Genomic DNA, 24,516 nt, shown 5'->3' with positions numbered 1-24,516 from the left:
GACAGTGAAGGTGAGTTTTCCTCCTTCACTGTCCTATGTCAATTGTCCTCTGTCCTCTAAAAGATATTTAACTTGTGTTAACTGCTACCAATAAATATTTTTTATAAGTTAAGTGTCTGGGTGGTTATCTATAAAATTTAAAAAAACTCTTGATTTTTAAGTTCATTTAAGTTAAAATTTTCGTTGTGATAAGAACTTTAATAATAAAACAATTTAAAACGTTCACTTATATAAATCTGACAATATGGGTCAGATGTCTCTACCGAGCTACCCTAAATAGTTGTAGGCTATAAGTGCTGTGTGGCTACAGTTATACAATATCTGTTTTTTATGTAGACTTACCTTGAAAATTTCTATAATTTTAGTATTGAAAAATCAAATTTAAAATAATTGCAGTAAATATGATTGTTCGTAATGGTACGAATAATGCTTTTGCATTTAATAGATGAATGTAATTATAGAGTTTGGCTAACGAATTTTTCAAATGAAGACTTATTTAAGGAACTTTATGTCTACATAAAACATATAGTGTAAATAGCTTGCTAAAGGGAAAAATAATAAAAAGATCGGGGAGATGAACGTTATGTTTTATGATGTAATAATAGTAGGAGCAGGTCCAGCAGGAATTTTTACAGCTTTAGAATTAGTAAGACAAAAATGTGATAAAAAGATTTTAATAATTGAACAAGGAAGAAGTATAGATAAACGATATTGTCCAAAAGAAAAGACTAAAGAATGTGTTTCATGTAAGCCGTATTGCCACATTACAACAGGATTTTCAGGAGCGGGTGCATTCTCAGATGGTAAATTATCTTTGAGTTATGAAGTAGGCGGAGAATTACCTAATTTGATTGGAGGAAGCAAAGCTCAGGAGTATATTGATTATACAGATAAAATTTATCTTGAATTTGGAGCAGATACTAAAATAGAGGGAATAGAGAAGAATGAAGAGGTTAAAGAAATAAGAAGAAAGGCAATAGAAGCAGGACTTAAACTAGTAGATTGCCCTATAAGACATTTAGGAACGGAAAAAGCTCAGGAAATATATTTAAAAATACAAAATTATCTTTTAGATCATAATGTGGATATTAAATTTGATACAGTGGTGAAAGATTTAATTATAGATAATGAAGAGATAAAAGGCATAAAGACAGCAGATTCGAAGACTAAGAATAATGAGGAAATTATAAATAGTAATAAAGTAATTTTAGCTGCAGGAAGAAAAGGAGCAGACTGGCTTAAAGATATGTGCGTAAAGCATAATATTAATCACGCAGCGGGAACCGTAGATATTGGAGTAAGAGTTGAAATTAGAAACGAAGTTATGGAAAAGGTAAATAATGTTCTTTATGAGTCAAAACTTATAGGATATCCGGCACCTTTTAGGGATAAAGTTAGAACTTTTTGCCAGAATCCAGGAGGTTTTGTAAGTCAAGAAAACTATGATAACAATTTAGCAATAGTGAACGGACATTCATATAAAGAAAAGAAATCTAATAATACTAATTTAGCAATATTAAGTTCTCATAATTTTGCAGAGCCATTTAATCAACCGATAGAATATGGAAAGCAGGTTGCAGGATTAGTTAACATGCTTGGAAATGGAAAAATACTAGTTCAACGATATGGAGATATATTAGATGGAAAAAGGACATGGCAAAAAGAATTAGATCAGTCAAATGTAACTCCTACTCTACCAGATGCCATTGCAGGAGATATTACTTCTGCGATTCCATATAGACCAATGATGAATATTTTAAACTTTATTGACGCTATGAATACTGTGGTACCAGGATTTGCAAGTAGAGAAACATTATTATATGGACCAGAAATAAAGTTTTACAGCAACAAAATAAATATAGACCAAAGATTTGAGACAAATATAAAAGGAATTCACTGTCTAGGAGATTCAAGCGGATGGACAAGAGGATTAATGATGGCATCTGTTATGGGAGTGTTTATGGGACAGATTATTACTGAAGAAAAATGATTCTTTTAGAATACATGAATTTATAAAGGATGTAGTTATGAATGAATCTAAACCCAATGTTGAAAAATGTGAAAATTTAATTATTTCAATTACAAATAAATTACATGTTGATTATACTGATAATCCTTTTGATAAAAAAAATTTATTCCATTCGCAACTTCTATTTTAAAAAATGTAGAAGAAAAACATGTTTTAACTGGTGACTTATTCAATAATACAGCTTTAAGATATAAAGATTTAGTATAATGCTATACACAATAGTAACAAAAAATTAAAACCACCAATCAGTTAAATGACACTAATTGGTGGTTAAGTAAATTCTATTTGAATTCAATTCACCTTCTTTCTGTTTAAATTAGATGTAAGCTTGTCTTACTCTTGTATTTATTATAGCATGAGGTTTACCAAAAATCAATTAGAATATTGTGAATATTTTTAAAATAAAAAGTTAACATATTTTAAATGTCGAAAGATAATTATTGAAATAAAGTAAAAAAAGTATATAATAATAAGTATCAAAAGAAAATATTTATTAATTAATAAAAGATAGAGAATAATTATTTCCTTTTGATATAGATTTTAAAGTTATTTTAAATTCTCCAATAATATCCCCTTTGAAAGGTACAATTGATTTTGTACCTATTTTTTTTATCGAACTGTATTTAATTATTTAAGTAAAATTCAAGAAATTAATGTTAATTATATAGTATAATTATGTAAATATATAATACATGGAGGATAATGAGAATGGATCAACAAACAAAACAAGTAAATTTACAAGAAATATTTCTAAATGCAGCTAGAAAGGATAAAGTATCGGTCACAATACATTTAGCAAATGGGTTTCCGCTCAAAGGATATGTTAAAGGGTTTGACAATTTTACAGTAATACTAGATTCTGAAGGTAAGCAAATGGTGGTATATAAACATGCCATTTCTACGATTACAACTGCAAAACCACTAGTAGTTAGTAAACAGTAGAGAGTTATAATAATAATTGTATAAAAGTATTTACAATAATATTTTCTTTCTTTAAAGAATGTCATTACTAGATAAAGAAGCACAAATAAATTCATACTAAGTTTTTTACTTTCCTATACAATTTAATGCCCAATACTTTAAAGAGGTACAATCAATTTTGTATCTCCTTTTTTTATATATTATATAGAGATTTTAGAAGATATAGCTTATTAAAAATTACCTTTACAATCCTAAAGTTTTTTACCTAAAAGACGATATATAACTTAAACTGTTTATTTATGTAAAATGTTTAATGGGTAGTGAAATTTATGGAGAATATTACAGAACATTTAAAGAACATAAAGATTTTGGACAATAATGATATAATAAAGCTTAAAAATTATATAAGGAATAAATATCCAGACAATACAACTGTAAAAAATGCTCAAATACTTTCGGATACAATTCACAAGATTATATATGTTAAATTAGACGGTCTACCAGAAGATTTCAAATCACCAATTAAAATTGCTACTTTAAAGAACACCCTTGGAAATAGTAAAAGTTTAATTACTCTTTATGATATTTTTAGCACTTGCTTAGTTGATGAAAATTTAAGAAAAAATTTTAGAGATCAGCTAACAGGTTGGGTTAACTCGCATATAGAAGTCAATATTAAAGTAGAAGAACTTGATTCATATTTAGAGATCGATAATATTAAAAATAAAGAAGCAGCTGAAGTGTTAGAAGTTAAAAATAGTAATATTAATATAGTTAAAGGATGCCAAGAGAATATAAATGTTAGTATAATTAAAGCTGGTTTCCTTACTTGGTTAGGTAAGTTTAAACTTAGTAGGCATTTGGCAGTGACAGTTATATGTATATTTGCTATACCTTTATATGCATTAAATAGAAATTTTTACATTAATGTAGATAAAGCTAGTATTAAAGAAGAAAGTTATATTTTGCAAGTTGATAAAAGTACTTCAAATTCAATTAAATATACCAATGCTCATCTGCCTGAATATATGAGATATAAACCGGTGAATGAGAAAAAGTTAAAAATTTTTTTGGGCAATCATAAATCCCTTTTATCCAAGGAACCGTATTTTTCCACTATTATTTCTGTAGCAAAAGAATTTAATTTAAATCCTGTTGTGCTCTTTTCAATAACGGGACAAGAACAAAGCTTTGTACCTAGCGATAATGAAAATGCGTTTAAAATAGCCAATAACCCATTTAATGTATATCACAGTTGGAAAGAATATAACACCAACATCAGAGATTCTTCTAGTATAGCAGCTAGAACTGTAATTAATTTATCACAAGATATTTCCAAAGATGAAGACCCATTCTTATGTATAGGTAAAAAATATGCTGAGGACAAAAATTGGGGAGATGGTGTAAAATCCATATTTAAGGAACTAAATGATTGTGTAAATTAATATAGATATTAAAGGAAAGTGAAGAAACAAATGAGTATAAAAAGACTAGATTGTAGAAAGTGTATATACTTTTATGTAACATGGGATGTATCTTTTCCATATGGATGTAAGTTGTTCTCAGTGAAATCAAAACAGCTTCCATCTGTTATTGTTTATCAATCCATAGGTGCTGAGTGTGACAAATATGAAGAAAAACAGCAAAAGAAAGTATAAAAGTGGAGCTGTTACACTTATGCAATCTGTTCTACAGTAACCCGATCAAATCTATTTAAATAAACAAGTTCAGTATTTTGAAAATCTAAGAAATTTTTATAAACTCGTACCTCAAGACGGACTAACTTATCAATTACCATTGGTAAGTTGGTCGTAAAAAGTCTCTAAGATTTTCTAAGATACTTCGCTAAGAATGATAAAAAAGTTTTTATATGTGCTTTCGGATTTGGTAATATATGCCTGATAAGCATCCCAAATTGCATACATTATATTTAAAACCTTTCTAGCATTGCCTAGTAGATGTAAATCTCTAAGTTCAAATTTTAACTCTTCATAAAGTGAATTTTCGGCATTATATCCAACTGAGAGTGCAACTGTATCGGATAAAATTTCTCAATGAATTTTGTAAGTCAAATATATTTGACTATTGGAATTTTCTAACTTATACTATTGAAATAAATTAAAGAATGATTTATAATTTAGATGCACCCCCTGGGAGAGGGGGAGGAGGTGGAATATGAACGAAGAAAAAAGAAAGGCAATACAAGCTTTAAAAACCTCAAAAGGCCAAATAGAAGGTATAATAAAGATGATTGAGGAAGGAAGGTACTGTATTGATATATCCAATCAGATGGTAGCAGCTCAGTCATTATTGAAAAAAGCTAACTTGCTAATATTAAAGCAGCATCTTAATCATTGTGTAAAAGATGCTTTTCTTAGTGATAATGGTGATGAGAAAGTAGACGAGATAATAGGTTTACTCTCAAAATTATTAAAGGATTAATTAGAATTTAATTTTAAAATATAAATGAGTAGGTTATACTCTGTGACCAGGATAAATAAGAAGAAAGTGTCCACCTAGATTGCATTTCTAGGTGGATTTTTATTAGTTTAGACAGCATAAATGTAATCTAACGGGTAAAAGTCAATTTTCGATAAAGGATTTTCTATTATTATGACGAATAAAAATAGATAAGATTAATTATATTTATAATAGATTACTTGGAGGTGGATTACATGTTATCGCCAATAGTTGAAAATACAATATTTGATTCTTTAAATGCTTCACTACAATATATAGATATACTTTTTGATCACGATGTAACTATTTATATTACGGATACAGAAAGAATTTTGAAGATTCTTCATAGTGATAAAACAATTTTAAAATATGAAGAAGGAGATCTTATACCGAAAGTGGGTCCTCCAGCTGAAGTGTTAAAAACTGGAAAACCAGTAATAGATATTGTTCCTAAAGAAATGTTCGGAGTGCCTTTTAAGTCATATTCAATTCCAATTAAAGACGACAATAACAAGGTAATTGGCCTCTTATTAGCAGCGAAGAGTATTGAAAAGATGAATGAAGTATTAACTCTTTCTGAAAATGTGTCAACTTCTCTTAATCAAATATCTTTGGCAAGCAGCAATATTTCTCAAGAGATTAAAAAAATAGTTAATTTAAATTCAGACACTTCTATTGCAATGAATGAAGCTAATAAGAGCACTAAAGATACTAATGAAATCTTAAATTTCATTCAAAGTATTTCAAGTCAGACAAATCTTTTGGGATTAAATGCAGCGATTGAGGCTTCTAGAGCAGGAGATAATGGAAAAGGCTTTAGCGTAGTTGCGCAAGAAATAAGAAAATTGTCTAAATCAAGTAGTGAGTCAGTTAAAAAAATTGATTCTGTAATAAAAGAGATTAGTGGTTCTATGGAACTTGTTACGAACAGCATAAATAAATCAAATTCAAATTTTCAGATAGTAAGTAATGCAATATCGGAAATAACTTCATCTATTGAAGAACTAGATACAACCGCTGAAATATTAAAAGAACTAGCTAAAAAAATTTAGAATTTTAGATTTTAATTAGTAGACAAGTATGAATACTAGATATTGAGAGGAGTGATATTATATGTACGATTTTAATACAATTTTCAGCAGAAGAAACGTGGGGGCAGCTAAATGGGATTCTATAACTCAGGAAATGGGAGTTGCAGGTGAAGACATAATACCTCTTTCTGTTGCAGATATGGAGTTTAAGGTGGCGCCTGAAATTGTAACAGCCATCAAAAAAGTAGCTGACTTTGCGGCCTACGGCTATACTATTCCAACGGAAAGCTATTATGAAGCTGTTATAGGATGGATGGAGAGAAGACATAATTGGAAAATAAAAAAGGAGTGGATATCACTTTCAACAGGTGTAGTTCCTGCGTTTAATACTGCAATAAGAGCATTTACTCATCCAGGCGACAAGGTAATAATACAACAACCTGTTTATTATCCTTTTGGCAAAGCTATAACTAACAATGGTTGTCAAGTTGTTAATAATGCATTGATATATAAAGGCGGTAATTATACTATTGACTTTGATGATCTTGAAGAAAAGGTAAAAGATCCCCTTGTAAAGATTCTTTTATTCTGCAATCCACATAATCCTGTAGGAAGAGTTTGGACTGAAGAAGAGCTTAATAGGGTGGGGGAAATTTGTTTAAAAGCAGGTGTGCTCGTTATTTCTGATGAGATTCACTTTGATTTTGTGTTTAAGCCATATAAACACAAAGTTTTTGCAACATTATCACAGGAATTTCAAGACAATAGTTTAATTTTGACTGCTCCTTCAAAGACTTTTAACCTAGCAGGACTTCAGTGTTCAAATGTCATTATTCCAAATTCTAAACTAAAAGCTCAATTTGATAATGCTAATGAGAGAACAGGATTTTTCTCACTTAACCACTTTGCATATGCTGCCTGTGAAGCTGCATATAATGAAGGAGAGCTTTGGTTAGATGAGTTGTTAGAGTATCTTGAGGGAAACTTAAACTATCTAAAGAGTTTCATGGCAAAGGAATTGCCTCAAGTTAAAGTAATAGAAACAGAAGGTACGTATTTAGTTTGGCTTGACTGCAAGGCGCTTGGTCTTACTAATAGCGAACTTGAAAAGCTTATGAAAGAAAAGGCGAGGATCTTTTTAGATGAAGGCTATATTTTTGGAGCATCTGGTGCGGGATTTGAACGTGTCAATATTGCATGTCCAAGAGCTATGTTGGAAAAAGCTTTAAATAATATGAAGAACGCAATTAAGTCTATAATTTAAAGATAAATATAAATGCCGTTTTAAAACATCAATATATTAAGTTGAAAAGACTGTGGGAGTATTATATAAAGTAAACTTCCTACAGTCTTTATTTATTATTGAATATAGGTTAAATATTTGCTAGAAGACCAGCCTTGAATTCCATTTATACTGATTTTATACCAGCTTCCATCTGGAGTTTGATCAAGCTTTTGTGCATATTGGCCCTGTGAAAGGATTCCAATTATTTGTGCTGTAGAGTATGAATTGATTCTTATATTTAGTTGGTAAGCGCCAGTAACTGTTACATACTGATTAGATGGTATTGATCCAAGGGTATTTTCTCCAATCCAACCTGTTTGTCCATTATAGGCAACTTGATAACATCCATTTGAATAATTATTTAAATTCAGAATGGTTCCCTTTGGAATAGTATTTAAAATAGTATAATTTGTTCCAGAATTTGATCTCAAGTTTGCACAACTTGTTACATTGGAGACTTTAGCATATCCTCCAATCTTAAAATTAGGAGCAGATGATATAGTTGTTGTATCATCAACTATATTTATATATCGTGCAGGTATGTATCCACTGTTAATTGTGTTTATACTTATAAAGTATCTTTTAGTACCCTGAATACCGCCATAGGTTTGATCTGGTGTTGATTCGTAAGTAAAGGCACCATTTATACCATTTAGAGTTCCCCATTTATCGAAGATAACTACATGATTGCCTGGCTTGTCTAAGATATCCATATGTTGTAAGCTATTAAGATCAATTTTAGTAAAATAGTTGTTGAGTAAGGTAGTTGATGACTGTTTATAATCTACAATATTAAAAGCAGCTTGTACAAAGCCTGAACAATCCATTCCAGCAGTTCCGGGTATATATCCTAGTCCTGATTGAGAACTTACATTTCCTGTAAAAGCACCTTTGCTAACTGCGTCAAGGAAGCCTGTCCATGGGGTGTTGTAAGAGTTAGTATCAATTCCATCAATACCACCCCAGTCATAAGGTATGCCTGTAAACTGAGCAGTTGTTACGCCTTGAAACTGCTTTGGAAGAGTGACATTTAATGAATATTTAGAAGATATATTACTATTTTTATCAGAAGAGTATGTCCAAGTTAAATCCATCATGCTTACTGATCTTTTTTCAACCTGGCTTCTAGTGATTGGAGTTTGTACAGCTGCATTAGCTTTGTAGATAGGTATAGTTATTACTGAAGTTATTGCAATTAATGCAGCGAAAATTCCTGTCAAATTTTTTTTCATTTTTCCACCCCTTCAAAAATGTTTTGGATACGTTACACATTGTAATATAATGAAATTATAATAAGATAATCTTATATCAGCAATCATCAAAATGTGGAATAATATGTTATATTATTCCACATTCAGATTGGTCACAAACCCATATGTTTTTTGTAAATTAAAAACTTTTGTGTGTGCCTCTAATTCTGGCAACATATCCCGGAGTGTAAATCAACTTTCGGACGTGATGTCTAAAAATACAATTTATTTATTTTCATTTATTTCAAATTTTAAAATTTCTGGTCGATTATAATGGCCAACAGGATCCCAATCAAACTTTGACTGTATAATTTGATCCAGGTCAATTTCAGCTGTTAAAATACCTGCTTGATCAAATAATGGACCTGCTACATACTCTCCATAAGGGTCGATTATGCAGCTGCCCCCTCTGCACATAACTTCAGGTTGGCTTTCAAGATCCTTATAATATTTCAAATCAGTTGGGTACATTGATTTTTCAACATATTGATTGCTCATTATTACAAAACATCTTCCTTCAAAGGCAATATGCTTCAGTGTAGCTTGATATACTTCTCTTTGATCAGCAGTTGGTACTATATATAGATTTACACCTTTCATATATAACGCCATTCTTGCAAGGGGCATATAATTTTCCCAGCATATTAGTGAGCCCATCTTTCCATAAGGAGTATCCACTACAGTAATTGTTGAGCCGTCATCTTCACCCCATATAACTCTTTCAGCAGCGGTTGGTTTCAATTTTCTATGTCTTCCTAAGTATCCTTCGGGGCCAAAAAATAAATTGCAGCAGTGTAGTGAACCATCAAGGCCATAACCATTTTTCTCGGTAATTCCTATGGATAAATAGACACCTAACTCCTTAGTAAGTTCCGCTAATCTATCTACCTCTGGGCCGGGTACTGCAACTGAATTGTCATAATACCTTTGATAATCTTCTCTTCCTTCCTTAGTTCGGCTTCCTATTAACATACCGAAAGTAAGTCCTCTTGGATAACAAGGTATAAAACTTTCAGGAAAAACAATCAGTTTTGATCCGTTTGCTGCTGCTTTTCTTGTAAGTTCTATAGTTTTATCCATAGTTTTTTCTAAATCAAATAAAACTGGAGCATCTTGAATAACAGAAATTTTTAATTTTTTCTCCATTTTTTCTACATCCTTTCGTTTTTGTATAATTCATATTTCGATTGTATTATAGTATAATTGCAATATCAATGAATAAAAGTTCGATCTGTTATAGTACAAATTTCTAGGGAGGCGTGTTTAATTGCTTAAATATCAATTGATTAGTGAATATATTAAAAAGCAAATTTTAAACGGAAATTTATCTCCAAAAGAAAAACTACCTTCATTAAGAGAAATTTCCGAGAAATTCGAATGCAGCATCGGAACAGCTCTAACAGCTTATAATGAATTGGAAAAGGAACACATTGTATTCTCAAAAACTAAAAGTGGATATTATATTGTAGATAATACAATGTCGAGGAAAAATGATATTGAAAATACTTTGATTGATTTTTCTTCTGGAGTTCCGGACATGGATAGTCTTCCATATAAAGATTTTCAACATTGTTTAAATAACGCTATTCAAATATACAAGGAAACTCTTTTTTCTTATTGTGATCCAAAAGGATTGAATTCTTTGATAAAGGTGCTAGAGAATCAACTTAAAGAGTATCAAATATTCACAAAAGCTGAAAATATTATAATTACCACAGGTTCTCAACAGGCATTAAATTTATTGTCTATTATGCCTTTTCCTAATGGAAATGAAAATGTATTAATAGAGCAGCCCACATATTTTGGAATTATTAAATCGTTAAAATTGAATAACATTCCTGCTATTGGAATAGAGAGAGGATTGAATGGTATAGATTTAAACGAATTGGAAAAGTTGTTTAAGTATAGTAACATCAAGTTTTTTTATACTATACCAAGATTCCACAATCCAACAGGTAACTCCTATAGTAAAAGTGAAAGGGAAGCCATTGTGAAAATGGCAGAAAAATATAATGTTTATATTGTAGAAGATGATATAATGGCTGATTTGGATACGGACAAAAAATATGATCCAATGTACGCTTATGATATTTCTTCAAAAGTCATATATTTGAAGAGTTATTCAAAAATACTGATGCCCGGACTTAGAATAGCTGCTTTAGTTATGCCTAAAATTCTTATAAACACCTTTTTAGATTATAAAAAGTGGTCAGATATGAACAGTCCAATTTTGTCCCAAGGTGCTTTGGAGATTTATTTAAAAAGTGGAATGTTCGACAAGCACAGGAAAAACATAAGCAAACTATATATTGATAGAATGAGCTGCTTAAAGAATACTATTTCGTCATTTAAACATGCTAAAATAAAATGGAATGTCCCTAAGTCTGGATATTTTGCTTGTATTTATGTAGATAACAAGCTTAAATATGACAAGATAATAAGTACATTATCTAGTCAAAATATACAATTGTTAGACACAAGAACTTGTCTTTTAAGAGAATACAAAACTGATAACTATTTTAGAATTAGTATAAGCAAAACAAATGAAGAAAAGATTAAAAAAGGTATTCCTATAGTACTAGATACTATATATAAGTATTTAACTGATGATAATGAGAGCTTTGATATATATCCCCAAATATGAATTTAAGTCATTGGGATATATAGGGAAAATTTTGAGTTTACATACTAAATTATTAACATCCGTATCATAGGATACAGAAATCTAATATTTTCTGTGATATTATGATGATAGAAAATAAAGAAATAAAAGGAGATAATGATTATGAATGTTATAAATTTACAAAGACAACACAATGAAGTAATGGATTTAGCCAATTACATATTGAAGAATATAAAGAGCCGTACTATAGAACAAAATTTGAATGAAATGGTTAAAAGTATAAATATTATCGCTGGTAAACTCAAAATACATTTGCTAAATGAAGATAAATATCTGTATCCTAATCTTTTAAGCAGTTCAGATTTGGCATTAAATGCTTTTGGTAAAAAATATAGCGAAGAAATGAAGGAAGTTTCTAAAACATATGAAGACTATAAGTTTAAATATAATACAGCTAGTAAAATTAAACAGAATATTGAGAAATTTACTAAAGATACAGAAGTGATTTTTAGAGTTTTATCAAATAGAATAAATAGAGAAGAAAAGGAATTATATCCATTGCTAGATAGATAGAAGCATTTATAAACCCGTACCTTAGACATATAATTTATGAAGTGTGATATACATCACGGAATAAAAAAGTATACTGTGATAGACTGTATCTAATAACTAGGAAAAAAGTATTTTTTCTGAAGACTCAAGTTAAATAATTAACTAAGGACAAAATTGGTATTTAAGTCAAGCAATGTGATGAATATCACATTGTTATCTTAAAAATTGTGATATGTTTATCAAGTGATACAAATAAAAAATACATTTAATAAAAATAAATAGGAAATTGTATAAGGAGGTTTAAAATGGGATATAAGTTGAACAAGGAAAACTTTAATAATGTTTTAGACTTAATAAAGAAAGAGTATAAAATTTATGCTCCAGTATTATTAAAAGGAAAGGGCACTTTCTCTGATACGGATGCAGTAAGATACTCGCAGATTAACGATATAGAGGAAATAGTTTTTGATAAAAAATCTAATTTCTCACCAAAGGAGATTATACTTCCAATAACTCAAACATTATTTTATTTTACAGAGGATAGTGTAACGGAACCTAAAGTAGAAGATAAGAAGTCTTTAATATTCCTAAGAAGCTGTGATATACATGCTGTTAAGAGGTTAGATCAAATCTACCTAAATAATGGCCCAGAGGACCCATATTATAAGAAATTAAGAGAGAACGTTAAATTTGTGCTTATGGAATGTGGAAATAGTTTTGAAAATTGTTTCTGTGTAAGCATGGGAAGTAATAGAACAGAAGAATATGATTTATTCGTAAAAGTAAAAGATGGACAGGTTTTTGTTGAATGTAAGGATGAAGGTTTTAGACCATACTTTGAAGCTTGTAATGAGGCTGAAGTAAATCCTAAATTTATAGAAACTAATGATATAGAAGTGAAGGTCCCTGAAAATTTAGACGGAAGAGTATTTAACTGGAGTGGGTGGAAAGAGTACTCACAAAGATGTATAGCCTGTGGAAGATGTAACACTGTCTGTGGAACTTGTGCTTGCTTTACAATGCAGGATATATTCTATAAGGATAATAAGAATGTAGGGGAAAGAAGAAGAGTTTGGGCTTCTTGTCAAGTAGATGGATTTACGGATATGGCTGGTGGACATAGTTTCAGAAAAGATAAAGGCGAGAGAATGAGATTTAAGGTTATGCATAAGATTTATGACTTTAAAAAGAGATTTGGCTATCATATGTGCGTAGGCTGTGGAAGATGTGATGATGCTTGCCCAGAATATATATCGTTTTCAAACTGTGTAAATAAATTGAACAAAGCAATGGAAGAGGTGAAGTAAATGGAAAATATTTATTTGCCAAAGGCTAGTAAGATAATTAGTATTACTTCTCATACAGATATTGATTATACTTTTAGAATGGAGAATACTTCCGAAGTAAAACCTGGACAATTTTTTGAGGTTTCTATACCTAAATATGGAGAAGCTCCAATATCTGTTTGTGAAATAGGAGATGGATATATAGATTTAACTATCAGACGTGTAGGAGTAGTTACAGATGTTATTCATACCTTCTTTCCAGGAGACAAGCTTTTCATGAGAGGACCTTATGGAAATGGTTTTGATGTGGATATATACAAGGGAAAAGAGGTTATTGTGGCTGCAGGTGGTACGGGACTCGCTCCCGTTAAGGGAATTGTAGATTATTTTTCAGCTAATAGAAATGAAGTTAAGAACTTTAAACTTCTAGTTGGATTTAAGTCACCAGAGGATATATTATTTAAAGAAGATATTAAAGAGTGGAGCGAGAATTTAGATATTACATTGACAGTAGATAAAGCTGATGAAGGATATGATGGTAATGTTGGACTAATTACAAATTATGTTAAAGATTTGGCGATTGAAAATATAGAGGAAGCACAGGTAGTTGTTGTTGGGCCTCCAATAATGATGAAGTTTACTGTAGCTGAGTTCATCAAAAGAGGAATTAAGGAAGAAAACATTTGGGTTTCTTATGAAAGAAAAATGTGCTGCGGACTTGGTAAGTGTGGACACTGTAAGATGGATGACACTTATATTTGCCTAGAAGGTCCAGTATTCAATTATACTAAGGCTAAGACCTTAGTAGATTAAAGGGGGGAGAAGTATGTCTATAGATATAAATACAAAGGCTCTGAAAAAGAATGCATATAGAGTAACAAAGGAAAGAGGAAAAACTGCATTAAGGGTAAGAGTTCCAGGCGGTCATATGAAAGCAAAGTATTTTGAAATAATACAAAAAATTGCTGATGAATACGGTAATGGAACTGTTCATATAACTATTAGACAAGGGTTTGAGATACCTGGAATAGATATGAAAAATATTCCTAAGATAAATGAATTAATTCAACCTGTGATAGAAGGTTTAGAAATAAATCAAGTAGATGCAAATACAGGATATCCTGCATCAGGTACAAGAAATGTATCTGCTTGTATAGGAAATAATGTCTGCCCTTTTGCTAACTATAATACTGCCGCTTTTGCTAAAAAGATGGAAAAAGCAATTTTCCCTAATGATCGTCATGTAAAAATTGCTTTTACCGGATGTCCTAATGACTGTATAAAAGCTAGAATGCAGGACTTTGGAGTTATAGGAATGACTGAACCGCAATATGATAGCTACAGATGTATAGGGTGTCAAGCTTGTGTTAAGAACTGTAAAAAGAGAGCTACAGGAGCATTAACCTTTGAAAACTTTAAGATTGTAAGAGATCATGATAAATGTATTGGATGTGGAGAATGTGTAGGTAAATGCCCAACGGGAGCATGGACAAGAAGTGACGAAAAGTATTTTAAGCTAGTTATAATGGGAAGAACAGGAAAGCAGGACCCAAGGCTTGCTCAGGATTTTGCCAAATGGATAGATGAAGAAAGTATAATAAAAATTGTGTTAAACACTTATGATTTTATAGAAGAGTTTATTGATAAAGATGCGCCATTAGGTAAGGAGCATATAGGATATATTATAGATAGAACCGGATATCAGGAATATAAGAAATGGGCATTAAAAGATGTAAAATTAGGAGATAAAGTTGAAATAAAAGATAAAATTAATTGGTAATAGTGGTTTTACGGGCATTAGTGCCCGTTTTTTCACTAACCCTGATATTCTACTGTTAGACGAACCACTTTCGGGACAGGATAATGAATCCCAAAAAAAATTTATTGATATAATACAAAAATTTAAAACAGAAGAAATTTGTATTGTATTAGCATGTCACGAGATGAATTTGGTAAATAAATTGGCAGATGAAGTTGTAAAAATTGAAGATGGTAAGCTTATATACAATATACATAATAAAAACAATGATTATAAAAATATGTTAATACGTTTTAAAGTAACTGAAGAATTTGATGTTAATATAGTAAAAAAATTTAGTGGTTTATTGAATATAGTACAAAATGACCAATTGGTTAGCGTTTTAATAAGTAAACCTTATAGTGATATTGCTATATTTAAATTATTGCAAATGGGTTATAGTATTGTTTCAGTAAATGAAAATGAACTATAATTTAGAAAGGGTAAATTAATTATGAATACTTTTAAATCTAATTATTATTGTTTCAACTGTACAAAAACCTATGGTTCAATTATTTCCATTCTTAAAATGGATAGGCGCAGCATTTCCACCTGTATATCTGGTACTAGATAAAGTTGGCACAATAGATTATGTAAATGTAGAAAGCTTATCAGGGCCTAATTAACTACGGTAAGAAAATTTTAGATGTTCTTGCCACTAAAGAATTTGTAGAAAATATCGCTGCGCATACAGAACTTCCGTATACTAAAACGTTAAAAGTTTTAAAAGTAAACATACTTTTCGGTCCGGAATCTAAAGGAGTAAGCGAATGGAAAAGTATTCCTAGTGAAGAGTTTAATTTAGTTTTATCTCCTTGGGTAGGATTAAAAACTGCAAAGCTTTTAGAAAGTAAATATGGAACTCCATATTTGCACTATCCGGTTATGCCTATAGGAGCAAATGAAACTAGTAAATTTTTATTAAATGAACTAGGAATTTTACCTGGGGATCAATATATTACAGAAGATACGCCAGAAGAATATCAAGAATTAATAATAAATGAATTCAAGCATCTATCTAAAAACATTTCAGCCAAGGTTATCTTTGAAATTGATGGTGGCAAGATATCCCAAATGCTTAGAGAATATTATTATGATGGTCATAAACCGTTATTTCTAGGAAGCTCCTGGGATATAGGTATAGCAAATCAATTAAATGGATTTTGGTTAAACATAGCTTTACCAGTTATGCATAGATTAGTTTTAGATAGAAGCTATATTGGGTATAGTGGAGGCCTTAGATTAGCAGAAGACATATATGCAAACATTTTACAAGCATATAAATAACAGAATAAAAGAGTAAAGCAGCCAATTAAAAATCGTCTGCTTTAAGTTACATATAAAAGCATCGCTGAAAATAGACTTATACATAGAGATGTAATGGGCTATTTTCAGCTATTACTCCATGCTTTCTTTAAGAGTTTAACAGCAGGCTCGATTTTATCTAATGCTATTCCACCAAAGCCCAAAACAACAGTATTTTTTAAACGGTTTTCAGGATATTTCCAATACCTTGAAGTAGGATATACTTTTACACCTTCTGTATATGCTCTTTCGATTAGTTCCTTTTCTGGCATAGCGCCTTTTATTTGTACTAAAAGGTGAAGTCCTGCATTCATTCCATAAATATTAATCTTATCTCCAAATTCTTTTCTTAGCTTTTCAACTAATGTATCATGTTTTTTCTTTTGTATTCTGTTTGTTTTTCTAAGATAGCTTTCCCAATATCCTTCTTTCATAAAAAGCTCCAGGGTTTTTTGAATAATAAAAGGAACAGAGGATGGGTAGCCATCAAACATCTTAGTAAACTTATTTATCAATCCTTTAGGAAGAATCATATAGGATAAACGGAGTGTAGGGAATAAAAATTTTGAAAAACTTCCTATGTATATAACCCTATCACTACAAAGAGATTGGAGTGATAGTATTGGTTTTGTATTATACCTAAGATGACAGCTATAATCATCCTCAATAATTACTGAATCATTTTTAAGTGCCCATTCTATGAGTTCAAGCCTCCTCGATATAGGCATTATAATACCCAAAGGATATTGGTGAGATGGAGTAACATAAACAGCTTTAGCATTTGTAAGACTTAACTCTTTAACATTTAAGCCTGATAAATCTAGGGAAATAGGTTTTACATCAAACCCGTGATTCTCTAATGTAAGACGGGTTATGTGATGACCTGGCTCCTCCATTGCAACTGTACCTGTAGTATTCCTAATAAGTTGACAGATCATGCTTAAGTTATAGTGTACACCAGACCCAATAAAAATCTGTTCTGGTGAGCACTTTACACCACGGTAATATTGAAGATATTTTAATATTTCTTCTCTTAAAGAAGGTTCGCCAAAAGTTGGACTATAAATTGTTAGCTCATCAGTGAAGTCTTTCAAACACTTATTCGTAAGTTTTCGCCATTGTTCTATAGGAAGCTCAGAGGGATTTAGTTTTCCGTATTTAAAATCATATTGAATTAAGGTATCATGAATATCAGCTGATGAAGGTTTCTTGCTGGATATTTCTTTTGTGATATTAATAGAGGAAAAATCTAAATTTTCTACATAGTATCCATTGCGAGGCCTGCTAATTATGTATCCTTCTGAATATAGTTGATTGTAAGCTAGGTCTACTGTATTTCTGCTTATATTTAAATCATTGGATAGTTTTCGACTAGATGGAAGTTTAATGCCAGACTTTAAATCTCCACTTAAAATTTTTTCTCTAAATTGCTGATATAACTGAATATATAATGGAATATTAACTTTATCATTTAAAACAAACATAGTAGATTCACATCCTTTAATATGAACTGATACCAATTTTAAGAACTATTCCTATATTTAGAATATAGCCCATATACTAATAATTTAACGTACTATTTTGCCTTATGTCAAATAAATATTAAAATTTTTGCGCTCTGGCCTCATTACTTTTGTAGAATCTGGCACTTTTATATACATAAGAAATATTTTACAATGGAAATATGTTAAATTTTTAATTATTGATTAAGAGATTCACAGGCAACTGTAAAAAAAGTATAAAAGGTGGGAACAATAATTGGAAATCAAACAATTAAAATATTTTTTAGAGGTATGTAAACATAAAAGTTTTTCAAAGGCTGCTAAAGAGATTTATATCACTCAACAAGGTTTAAGTAAGGCAATTAGTAATTTAGAGGAAGAAATTCAATATCCTTTATTTCATAATACAACTAAGGGAATCAAAGTAACAAAATATGGAGAATATTTGAGAGAGAAATCTGAGCATATTGTTTATGAGTTTGATTCAATAATAGAAGAATTTAATAAAATGTCCCATACTAATGAAGGAACTTTAAAAGTATGTTTTTCCTTTGGAGTTTTTAATGCATTGTCACCAGAGGTTATTTCAGGTTTTCGTGAAACCTACCCTAATGTTGAATTAATTATAAAAACCTATCCTGATTCAATTTGTGAAGAAGTTGTTATGAATGAAAATGTAGACCTAGCTCTTTCTATTGGACCTGTTAATGAAAAAAATTTTTATTCTACTATTGTTAAAAAACAATGGCCTTGCATTCTAGTAAATGAGAAAAATCCGTTGTCGAAAAAGAAATCGGTGGATTTTAGGGATCTAAAAAACGAAAAATTAATTATTCTTAACGAAAAATTTCATTTTCATCATAATTTCATTAATAAATGCAGAGAGTCTGGGTTTGAACCAAATATATTTTTTACTACTTCAGAAGTTATTACTGTACACAAATTAAGCCATCTTAATGAAGGGACAGGAGTTAGTATAGACTTTATTGCTAACGATATTAAATATCCAAATGTATATCCAATTCCTTTTAAAGACCGTTCTTTTGTGTGGGAAGTTTGTTTAATAACCAAGAAAGGCCGATTTGAATCCAATTTAGTAGAGTTATTCAAAAATTATGTATTAAGTTGTTAAGATGTGAATCAAGATATGTCAATAGAAGTGGAGAAATAAAATATGTTGACGTTTTCACATAATTCGAGTATAATGAACTTATATTATAATAGATTTAAATATCAGGCATGTGACTGGTAATGCAGGCAGGACCTAGATAGACTAATATAACTTAGTCTATCTGGGTCTTTTTTTAATTACGGCCGAATTGAAAAATACTGTGACAACTAAATTAATGGGAGGAGAAAGTAAATGAACTATAAAGAATTAGCAGTAAAAATATTAAAAGCAGTAGGCGGAGATGAAAATGTTCAGCATTTAGAACACTGTTCTACAAGATTAAGAATGACACTTGTTGATGATAAAAAAGTAAAGATTAAAGAACTCCAAAACATTCCAGGAGTATTGGGTGTGAATCAAACTGCTCAATGTCAAGTAATAATTGGAAATTCTGTTGTAGAAGTTTACGATGAAATGAAAAAGCTTATTTCTAATAAAGGAAACAATAAAGAAGAAAATAAGAGTGAGAAAAAAGTTAGTGTAGTCCTTTTAGATTTTCTTATTAGTGTATTTCAACCGTTAATTCCTGCAATTGCTGGAGGTGGTGTTTTAAAATCAGTTCTAATGTTATTAAACTTACTTGGTATTCTAAAAAATAATACAGATGTTTATAAAATATTAAATTTTGCAGGGGATGCTCCTTTGTATTTCCTACCTATTTTGGTTGCAATTACTGTAGCTAACAAAATGAAAGTTAATCCTTTAGTTTCTGTAGCAGCTGTAGGAGCATTACTAACACCTAATCTAGCTGCTATGCTAGGTAGTAAAACAGGAGCAGTATTCTTTAATATACATGTACAAAATATAAATTACGCTTATCAGGTGTTTCCAGCAATATTATGTATACTACTTTATTCTCAGTTAGAAAAATTCTTTAATAAAATTAGTCCTAAAGTAATTCGTAGTTTTTTTGTTCCGATGATGTGCTTGCTGATAGTTGTTCCAACAACATTACTAATACTAGGACCTTTAGGCTTTAACTTTGGACAATATTTTGCTAAAGTAGTTATGTTTATTTTTGCTAAATTTGGTTGGGTAGCAGTAGCGCTTTTAGCTTCAGTGCTTCCATTTATGGTAACTACAGGTATGCATAAGGCAATGATACCTTATGTAATTACTGCACTAGGTCAAACAGGAAAAGAATTAATTTACAATGCTGCGTCATTAGCACACAATATATCTGAAGGTGGAGCATGTTTTGCAGTAGCTATCCGTACAAAAGATAAAACACTTAAAACTACTGCAACTTCAGCAGGTATTTCCGCAATGTTTGGTATTACAGAACCAGCATTATATGGTGTTACAATCTTACACAAACGTGTACTCTATGGAGTAATGATTGGTGCTTTTTCAGGAGGAGCATATTTAGGAATAAAAGCAGTCGAAGCATATGTGGCTGTAGGACCAGGAATAGCTAGTTTATCTATGTTTATTTCACAGACCATTCCTAAGAATATTATAAATGCAATAGTGGGATTGATAATTTCATTTATAGTATCATTTATAGCAGTAATGATTTTGTGGAGAGAGGCATCTTTAAGGCAAGTGGAAGAAGATAAAGAAGTTAAAGAACGATTCAATGCACCATTAGAAGGACAACTTATTAGTTTAACTGAAGTAAAGGACCAAGTGTTCTCTAGCAAAGTAATGGGTGATGGTATAGCTATAATTCCTTCTAAAGGTGAATTATATGCACCAGCAGATGGTGTAATTGAATTAGTTTATGAAACAAAGCACTGCTTAGCTATGAAATCTAAGAACGGTTCTGAAATTATGTTTCACATAGGAATAGATACAGTAAATTTAAAAGGTAAATACTTTGATCCAAAAGTTTCAGTAGGAAAAGAAGTAAAAAAAGGCGACTTATTAATGACTTTTGAGTTAGATAATATTATTAATGAAGGATTTGATCCAACTTCAATGATAATTATTACAAATCGTCCAGATGCCAAGATAGACGTTATAGATAACCAAAAAGTAAGCAAGAAAGATTATGTATTTGAGATAAATTAGATAGGAGTTGATATTTAAAATGTCTTTTAAAAAAGATTTTTTATGGGGGGGAGCTGTATCAGCCAATCAGGTTGAAGGAGCCTGGAATGTTGATGGAAAGGGTATATCAGTAGCAGATGTAGCTATTTACAAGCCAAATTTAAATGTAGAAGATTATGCTGGCCATAATAAGATAACTTCCCAAATTGTAAGAGAAGCGGTAGAGGATACTAGCACAAACTTTTATCCAAAACGAAGAGGTATTGATTTCTATAATTATTATAAAGAGGATATTGCATTATTTGCTGAAATGGGATTTAAGGCTCTTAGAATATCTATTGCTTGGACAAGAATTTTTCCTACAGGAGAGGAAAATGAGCCTAATTATGATGGAATCAAGTATTATGATAACATTTTTAAAGAGCTTAAAAAATATAATATTGAGCCAATAGTAACCCTTTCTCATTATGAAATGCCATTAAATTTGAGTCTTAAATATAATGGCTGGGTTGATAGGAAGTTAATAGACTATTTTGTTAGATTTTCAACTGTATGCTTTAAGTCCTTTGGGAAGTATGCTAAGTATTGGTTAACATTTAATGAAATTGACAGCGTAGGCAGACATCCGTTTATTACAGCTGGAATTATACCAGATCAATGCTCTGAAGGAAAGTTAAAGGATGCCGTCTATCAGGCACTACATCACCAATATGTAGCAGCAGCCTTAGCTACAAAAAAATGTCGTGAAATAATCAAAGATAGCAAGATGGGCTGTATGTTAACAAAGCTAACTACATATCCTAATACTTGCAATCCTGAGGATGTACTTCTTTCATTGAATAGCAACCTTGGTAACTATGCACATGCAGATATTCAAATTTTTGGTGAATATCCTAAACTATATAAAAACTACTTGAAAAATTTAGGAGTAGTGATTAATATGGAAGATAATGACGAAGTTATTTTGAAAGAAAATACTTCAGATTACCTTGCTTTTAGCTACTATATGTCGAGAACAGAATCTGCAGATATAACTAAGGAAAAATCTGCAGGAAACACTATAATGGGAGTAAAAAACCCTTATCTACCTTCTACAGAATGGGGTTGGCAGATAGACCCTATTGGTCTTCGTATATCTTTAATTGAATTATACGATAGATACTCTATTCCATTAATGATTGTAGAAAATGGAATGGGAGCAAAAGACGTTGTTTGTGAGGATGGAACTATTCATGATTATTACAGAATAGAGTATTTTAAACAGCATATTCTTGAAATGAAGAGAGCTGTAGACATGGGAGTTGACTTATTAGGTTATACTAGCTGGGCCCCTATTGATTGTATTAGTGTTTCTACATCACAAATGAGTAAGAGATATGGTTTTATCTATGTTGATCAAGATGATGATGGAAATGGTACTTTAAAGCGACTAAAGAAAGATTCATTCTTTTGGTATAAAAATGTTATTTCTACGAATGGAGAAGTTTTGGAATAGATAGATAAGGGGGAAATCGTATGAAGATAAAAAAGGTTCTTAATTCCAGTGTTATTTTAGCTATGGATGAGCAGGGGAAAGAGTTTGTCTGCTTTGGAAAAGGTATTGGATATAATAGAAAGATTGGAGACATTGTTGAGAAAAAAGCCGTGGACCAAATTTTCAGGCCTATTGAAAATAATCAAATAAAAGAATACTTAGAGTTATTGGAATCAATTCCCCCTATATATCTTGAAATAACTCAAAAAATTATTGCACAGGCTGAAAGAGAATTAGATTGCAAACTTAATGTAAACATCTATTTCACTTTAACGGATCATTTGCATTTTGCCGTAGAGAGAGCTAAAAAAAATATTAATATAACTAATCGTGTATACTGGGAAATAAAAAATTACTATCCAATTGAATTTAAAATTGGCATGTATACATTGGAGCTTTTAAATAAATCAGCAGATGTTACACTTCCAGACGAAGAGGCAGCTAATATTGCTTTTCATATAATAAACGCTCAATCGGAAGTTAACGATTCCAGTGATGGTATTAGATATGCAAAACTAATTGGTGAAATTGTCAATTTAGTAAGATACTCTATTGGTACAAACTTGGAGGAAAAAGGAGTTCACTATCAACGTTTTATTACACATGTAAAGTTTTTTGCTGAAAGATTTTTTAAGAATAAAATGCTAAAGGATGAAAACGATCAAATGTTTTACCAGATAGAAACTTTATATCCAGAGTCTATGAAAACTGCCTTTAAAATAAGCGAGTATTTAAAAAAGGTGTATAATGAAGTAATTCCAAAGGATGAATTGACTTATTTAGCTGTCCATATAAATAGATTACAGCGATATAGTGAATCAGATGAGTAATTTATTTAAAAACCCTATGGCCACTGGCATAGGGTTTTTGAATATTCTAATTAACTACTACATTGAAAAATAAGTTACTGTATGGTACCATTTTATATGAAAATTATGAAGATGAAAGGTAATTATTATGGTTTCTGAAAGAAAAAACATAAACTCTGTAGTAAAATCGCTAAAAATACTAGAATGCTTTTCTCGTGAGGTTAAAGAACTAAAGTTAACGGAAATATCAAAAATGTTAGAAATGCCAAAGAGTACAACTTCTAATCTAATATATACATTACTAGACATGGGATATATTGAGCAAAACAATGAAAATGGAAAGTTTAGTCTTGGAGCAAAGCTATTTATACTTGGAAAGGTCTTTGAACATCACCTAAATATGGTTGAAATAGCTAAACCTTATATGGAAACATTAAGAAATAAATTTAATGAAAGTGTACATTTGTCAATATCTTATAATAATGCAGGTATTTGCATCGAGAAAATTGAAGGCTTCAATGCTATAGGCATGAATTCTCAAGTAGGAAAGACGCTGCCATTGCATTGCACTGCTTCAGGAAAATTAATTTTATCAGGAATGTCAGAGGAAAAACTAGAAACAACTTTAAAGAATATAGATTTATTTAAACGAACAGAGGCCACAATTACTGATGTAGATATAATTCGTAGAGAAATAAATTTAATTAAGGAAAAGGGTTATAGCATTGCTGTTGAAGAAGGGGAAATTGGGCTCACTAGTATAGCTGCGCCAATATACAATTATAAAGGCGAACTTATTGCTTGCTTAAGCATAGCTGGGCCATCAGCAAGGATTGATGGTAATGTAAGAGATGAAATTGTCCAAGAATTATTAAAAATATCTAAAGAAGTGTCAGCAAAACTAGGTTATATGTAGAGAGTGAAAATTAATTTTAAAAAAATAATACACATATATAATTTAAATTACT

Annotated in this window: 21 protein-coding genes, 1 pseudogene and 1 riboswitch; of the genes and pseudogenes, 19 read left to right on the top strand and 3 right to left on the bottom strand. The window is 30.6% G+C overall.

The features are described from left to right. Positions 1 to 206 precede the first annotated feature (206 nt). Positions 207 to 310: riboswitch (purine riboswitch) on the top strand. Between the two features lie 273 nt (positions 311 to 583). From I6U48_RS12395 to I6U48_RS12365, 7 genes are all read left to right on the top strand, one after another. Next, positions 584 to 1,990: an NAD(P)/FAD-dependent oxidoreductase gene (locus I6U48_RS12395; RefSeq protein WP_218320775.1), complete on the top strand. Its 1,407-nt coding sequence runs from the start codon at positions 584 to 586 to the stop codon at positions 1,988 to 1,990. Between the two features lie 747 nt (positions 1,991 to 2,737). Further along, positions 2,738 to 2,971 carry an RNA chaperone Hfq gene (hfq, locus tag I6U48_RS12390; protein WP_218320774.1) on the top strand — a complete coding sequence of 78 codons (234 nt, stop codon included), beginning with the start codon at positions 2,738 to 2,740 and terminating at the stop codon, positions 2,969 to 2,971. Between the two features lie 308 nt (positions 2,972 to 3,279). After that, positions 3,280 to 4,395 (top strand): glucosaminidase domain-containing protein, encoded by a 1,116-nt coding sequence (locus I6U48_RS12385; protein ID WP_218320773.1) that lies wholly within the window; start codon positions 3,280 to 3,282, stop codon positions 4,393 to 4,395. A gap of 30 nt (positions 4,396 to 4,425) precedes the next feature. Beyond that, complete coding sequence (locus I6U48_RS12380) at positions 4,426 to 4,608, top strand: uracil-DNA glycosylase (RefSeq protein WP_218320772.1); 183 nt, start codon at positions 4,426 to 4,428, stop codon at positions 4,606 to 4,608. 517 nt (positions 4,609 to 5,125) lie between these two features. Continuing rightward, positions 5,126 to 5,392, top strand: coding sequence for a metal-sensing transcriptional repressor (locus I6U48_RS12375; RefSeq protein ID WP_218320771.1), 267 nt, complete (start codon positions 5,126 to 5,128; stop codon positions 5,390 to 5,392). Positions 5,393 to 5,625: 233 nt separating this feature from the next. Continuing rightward, positions 5,626 to 6,462 (top strand): methyl-accepting chemotaxis protein, encoded by an 837-nt coding sequence (locus tag I6U48_RS30095; RefSeq protein ID WP_218320770.1) that lies wholly within the window; start codon positions 5,626 to 5,628, stop codon positions 6,460 to 6,462. Positions 6,463 to 6,523: 61 nt separating this feature from the next. After that, positions 6,524 to 7,705, top strand: coding sequence for a MalY/PatB family protein (locus I6U48_RS12365; protein ID WP_218320769.1), 1,182 nt, complete (start codon positions 6,524 to 6,526; stop codon positions 7,703 to 7,705). A gap of 95 nt (positions 7,706 to 7,800) precedes the next feature. Here the strand turns inward: I6U48_RS12365 and I6U48_RS12360 are convergent, their stop codons facing one another. Together I6U48_RS12360 and I6U48_RS12355 are read right to left on the bottom strand one after the other, a co-directional pair. Next, the gene (locus tag I6U48_RS12360) at positions 7,801 to 8,958 is read right to left on the bottom strand and encodes an SH3 domain-containing protein (protein WP_218320768.1); all 1,158 of its coding nucleotides are present in this window, start codon (positions 8,956 to 8,958) and stop codon (positions 7,801 to 7,803) included. Between the two features lie 243 nt (positions 8,959 to 9,201). After that, entirely contained in the window at positions 9,202 to 10,122 is a 921-nt protein-coding gene (locus I6U48_RS12355) for a carbon-nitrogen hydrolase family protein (RefSeq protein ID WP_218320767.1), read from the bottom strand. Between the two features lie 121 nt (positions 10,123 to 10,243). Here I6U48_RS12355 and I6U48_RS12350 point away from each other — a divergent pair, with 121 nt between their 5' ends. The 7 genes and pseudogenes from I6U48_RS12350 to I6U48_RS12320 form a co-directional block, all read left to right on the top strand. Then, positions 10,244 to 11,620 (top strand): aminotransferase-like domain-containing protein, encoded by a 1,377-nt coding sequence (locus I6U48_RS12350; RefSeq protein ID WP_218320766.1) that lies wholly within the window; start codon positions 10,244 to 10,246, stop codon positions 11,618 to 11,620. A 141-nt stretch (positions 11,621 to 11,761) separates the two neighbouring features. Further along, the gene (locus I6U48_RS12345) at positions 11,762 to 12,172 is read left to right on the top strand and encodes a hemerythrin domain-containing protein (protein WP_218320765.1); all 411 of its coding nucleotides are present in this window, start codon (positions 11,762 to 11,764) and stop codon (positions 12,170 to 12,172) included. 284 nt (positions 12,173 to 12,456) lie between these two features. Then, a complete protein-coding gene (gene asrA / locus I6U48_RS12340; RefSeq protein ID WP_218320764.1) occupies positions 12,457 to 13,458 on the top strand; it encodes an anaerobic sulfite reductase subunit AsrA in 1,002 nt (333 codons plus the stop codon). Beyond that, a complete protein-coding gene (gene asrB, locus I6U48_RS12335) occupies positions 13,459 to 14,250 on the top strand; it encodes an anaerobic sulfite reductase subunit AsrB (protein WP_218320763.1) in 792 nt (263 codons plus the stop codon). It begins immediately after the preceding gene. A 19-nt stretch (positions 14,251 to 14,269) separates the two neighbouring features. Then, positions 14,270 to 15,217 (top strand): sulfite reductase subunit C, encoded by a 948-nt coding sequence (gene asrC / locus I6U48_RS12330; protein ID WP_218320781.1) that lies wholly within the window; start codon positions 14,270 to 14,272, stop codon positions 15,215 to 15,217. A gap of 163 nt (positions 15,218 to 15,380) precedes the next feature. Continuing rightward, entirely contained in the window at positions 15,381 to 15,668 is a 288-nt protein-coding gene (locus I6U48_RS12325) for a hypothetical protein (protein WP_218320762.1), read from the top strand. A gap of 290 nt (positions 15,669 to 15,958) precedes the next feature. Next, a pseudogene (locus tag I6U48_RS12320) lies at positions 15,959 to 16,522 on the top strand (nitrogenase component 1); the annotation flags it as partial. Positions 16,523 to 16,626: 104 nt separating this feature from the next. Here I6U48_RS12320 and pdxR read toward each other — a convergent pair. Continuing rightward, entirely contained in the window at positions 16,627 to 18,024 is a 1,398-nt protein-coding gene (gene pdxR / locus I6U48_RS12315) for a MocR-like pyridoxine biosynthesis transcription factor PdxR (protein ID WP_218320761.1), read from the bottom strand. A gap of 274 nt (positions 18,025 to 18,298) precedes the next feature. On the opposite strand from pdxR, the gene I6U48_RS12310 reads away from it, so the two are divergent. From I6U48_RS12310 to I6U48_RS12290, 5 genes are all read left to right on the top strand, one after another. Beyond that, positions 18,299 to 19,174 carry a LysR family transcriptional regulator gene (locus tag I6U48_RS12310; RefSeq protein WP_218320760.1) on the top strand — a complete coding sequence of 292 codons (876 nt, stop codon included), beginning with the start codon at positions 18,299 to 18,301 and terminating at the stop codon, positions 19,172 to 19,174. Positions 19,175 to 19,405: 231 nt separating this feature from the next. After that, positions 19,406 to 21,226: a beta-glucoside-specific PTS transporter subunit IIABC gene (locus tag I6U48_RS12305; protein WP_218320759.1), complete on the top strand. Its 1,821-nt coding sequence runs from the start codon at positions 19,406 to 19,408 to the stop codon at positions 21,224 to 21,226. A 19-nt stretch (positions 21,227 to 21,245) separates the two neighbouring features. Further along, entirely contained in the window at positions 21,246 to 22,700 is a 1,455-nt protein-coding gene (locus tag I6U48_RS12300; RefSeq protein ID WP_218320758.1) for a glycoside hydrolase family 1 protein, read from the top strand. A gap of 20 nt (positions 22,701 to 22,720) precedes the next feature. After that, the gene (locus I6U48_RS12295) at positions 22,721 to 23,569 is read left to right on the top strand and encodes a PRD domain-containing protein (RefSeq protein ID WP_218320757.1); all 849 of its coding nucleotides are present in this window, start codon (positions 22,721 to 22,723) and stop codon (positions 23,567 to 23,569) included. 127 nt (positions 23,570 to 23,696) lie between these two features. Next, positions 23,697 to 24,464: an IclR family transcriptional regulator gene (locus I6U48_RS12290; RefSeq protein ID WP_218320756.1), complete on the top strand. Its 768-nt coding sequence runs from the start codon at positions 23,697 to 23,699 to the stop codon at positions 24,462 to 24,464. The last annotated feature ends 52 nt before the right edge of the window (positions 24,465 to 24,516 follow it).

The organism is Clostridium thailandense (assembly GCF_019207025.1).
GTDB lineage: Bacteria > Bacillota > Clostridia > Clostridiales > Clostridiaceae > Clostridium_AM > Clostridium_AM thailandense.
This window is presented reverse-complemented; position numbering and strand designations above follow the sequence as displayed.

Coding starts and splice junctions, on each gene's coding strand:
- hfq (WP_218320774.1), top strand. CDS start 2,738: ATGGATCAACAAACAAAACAAGTAAATTTACAAGAAATATTTCTAAAT.
- I6U48_RS12385 (WP_218320773.1), top strand. CDS start 3,280: ATGGAGAATATTACAGAACATTTAAAGAACATAAAGATTTTGGACAAT.
- I6U48_RS12365 (WP_218320769.1), top strand. CDS start 6,524: ATGTACGATTTTAATACAATTTTCAGCAGAAGAAACGTGGGGGCAGCT.
- I6U48_RS30095 (WP_218320770.1), top strand. CDS start 5,626: ATGTTATCGCCAATAGTTGAAAATACAATATTTGATTCTTTAAATGCT.
- I6U48_RS12375 (WP_218320771.1), top strand. CDS start 5,126: ATGAACGAAGAAAAAAGAAAGGCAATACAAGCTTTAAAAACCTCAAAA.
- asrA (WP_218320764.1), top strand. CDS start 12,457: ATGGGATATAAGTTGAACAAGGAAAACTTTAATAATGTTTTAGACTTA.
- I6U48_RS12295 (WP_218320757.1), top strand. CDS start 22,721: ATGAAGATAAAAAAGGTTCTTAATTCCAGTGTTATTTTAGCTATGGAT.
- asrB (WP_218320763.1), top strand. CDS start 13,459: ATGGAAAATATTTATTTGCCAAAGGCTAGTAAGATAATTAGTATTACT.
- I6U48_RS12355 (WP_218320767.1), bottom strand. CDS start 10,122: ATGGAGAAAAAATTAAAAATTTCTGTTATTCAAGATGCTCCAGTTTTA.
- I6U48_RS12290 (WP_218320756.1), top strand. CDS start 23,697: ATGGTTTCTGAAAGAAAAAACATAAACTCTGTAGTAAAATCGCTAAAA.
- I6U48_RS12325 (WP_218320762.1), top strand. CDS start 15,381: ATGAATTTGGTAAATAAATTGGCAGATGAAGTTGTAAAAATTGAAGAT.
- I6U48_RS12300 (WP_218320758.1), top strand. CDS start 21,246: ATGTCTTTTAAAAAAGATTTTTTATGGGGGGGAGCTGTATCAGCCAAT.
- I6U48_RS12345 (WP_218320765.1), top strand. CDS start 11,762: ATGAATGTTATAAATTTACAAAGACAACACAATGAAGTAATGGATTTA.
- pdxR (WP_218320761.1), bottom strand. CDS start 18,024: ATGTTTGTTTTAAATGATAAAGTTAATATTCCATTATATATTCAGTTA.
- I6U48_RS12380 (WP_218320772.1), top strand. CDS start 4,426: ATGAGTATAAAAAGACTAGATTGTAGAAAGTGTATATACTTTTATGTA.
- I6U48_RS12360 (WP_218320768.1), bottom strand. CDS start 8,958: ATGAAAAAAAATTTGACAGGAATTTTCGCTGCATTAATTGCAATAACT.
- I6U48_RS12305 (WP_218320759.1), top strand. CDS start 19,406: ATGAACTATAAAGAATTAGCAGTAAAAATATTAAAAGCAGTAGGCGGA.
- I6U48_RS12395 (WP_218320775.1), top strand. CDS start 584: ATGTTTTATGATGTAATAATAGTAGGAGCAGGTCCAGCAGGAATTTTT.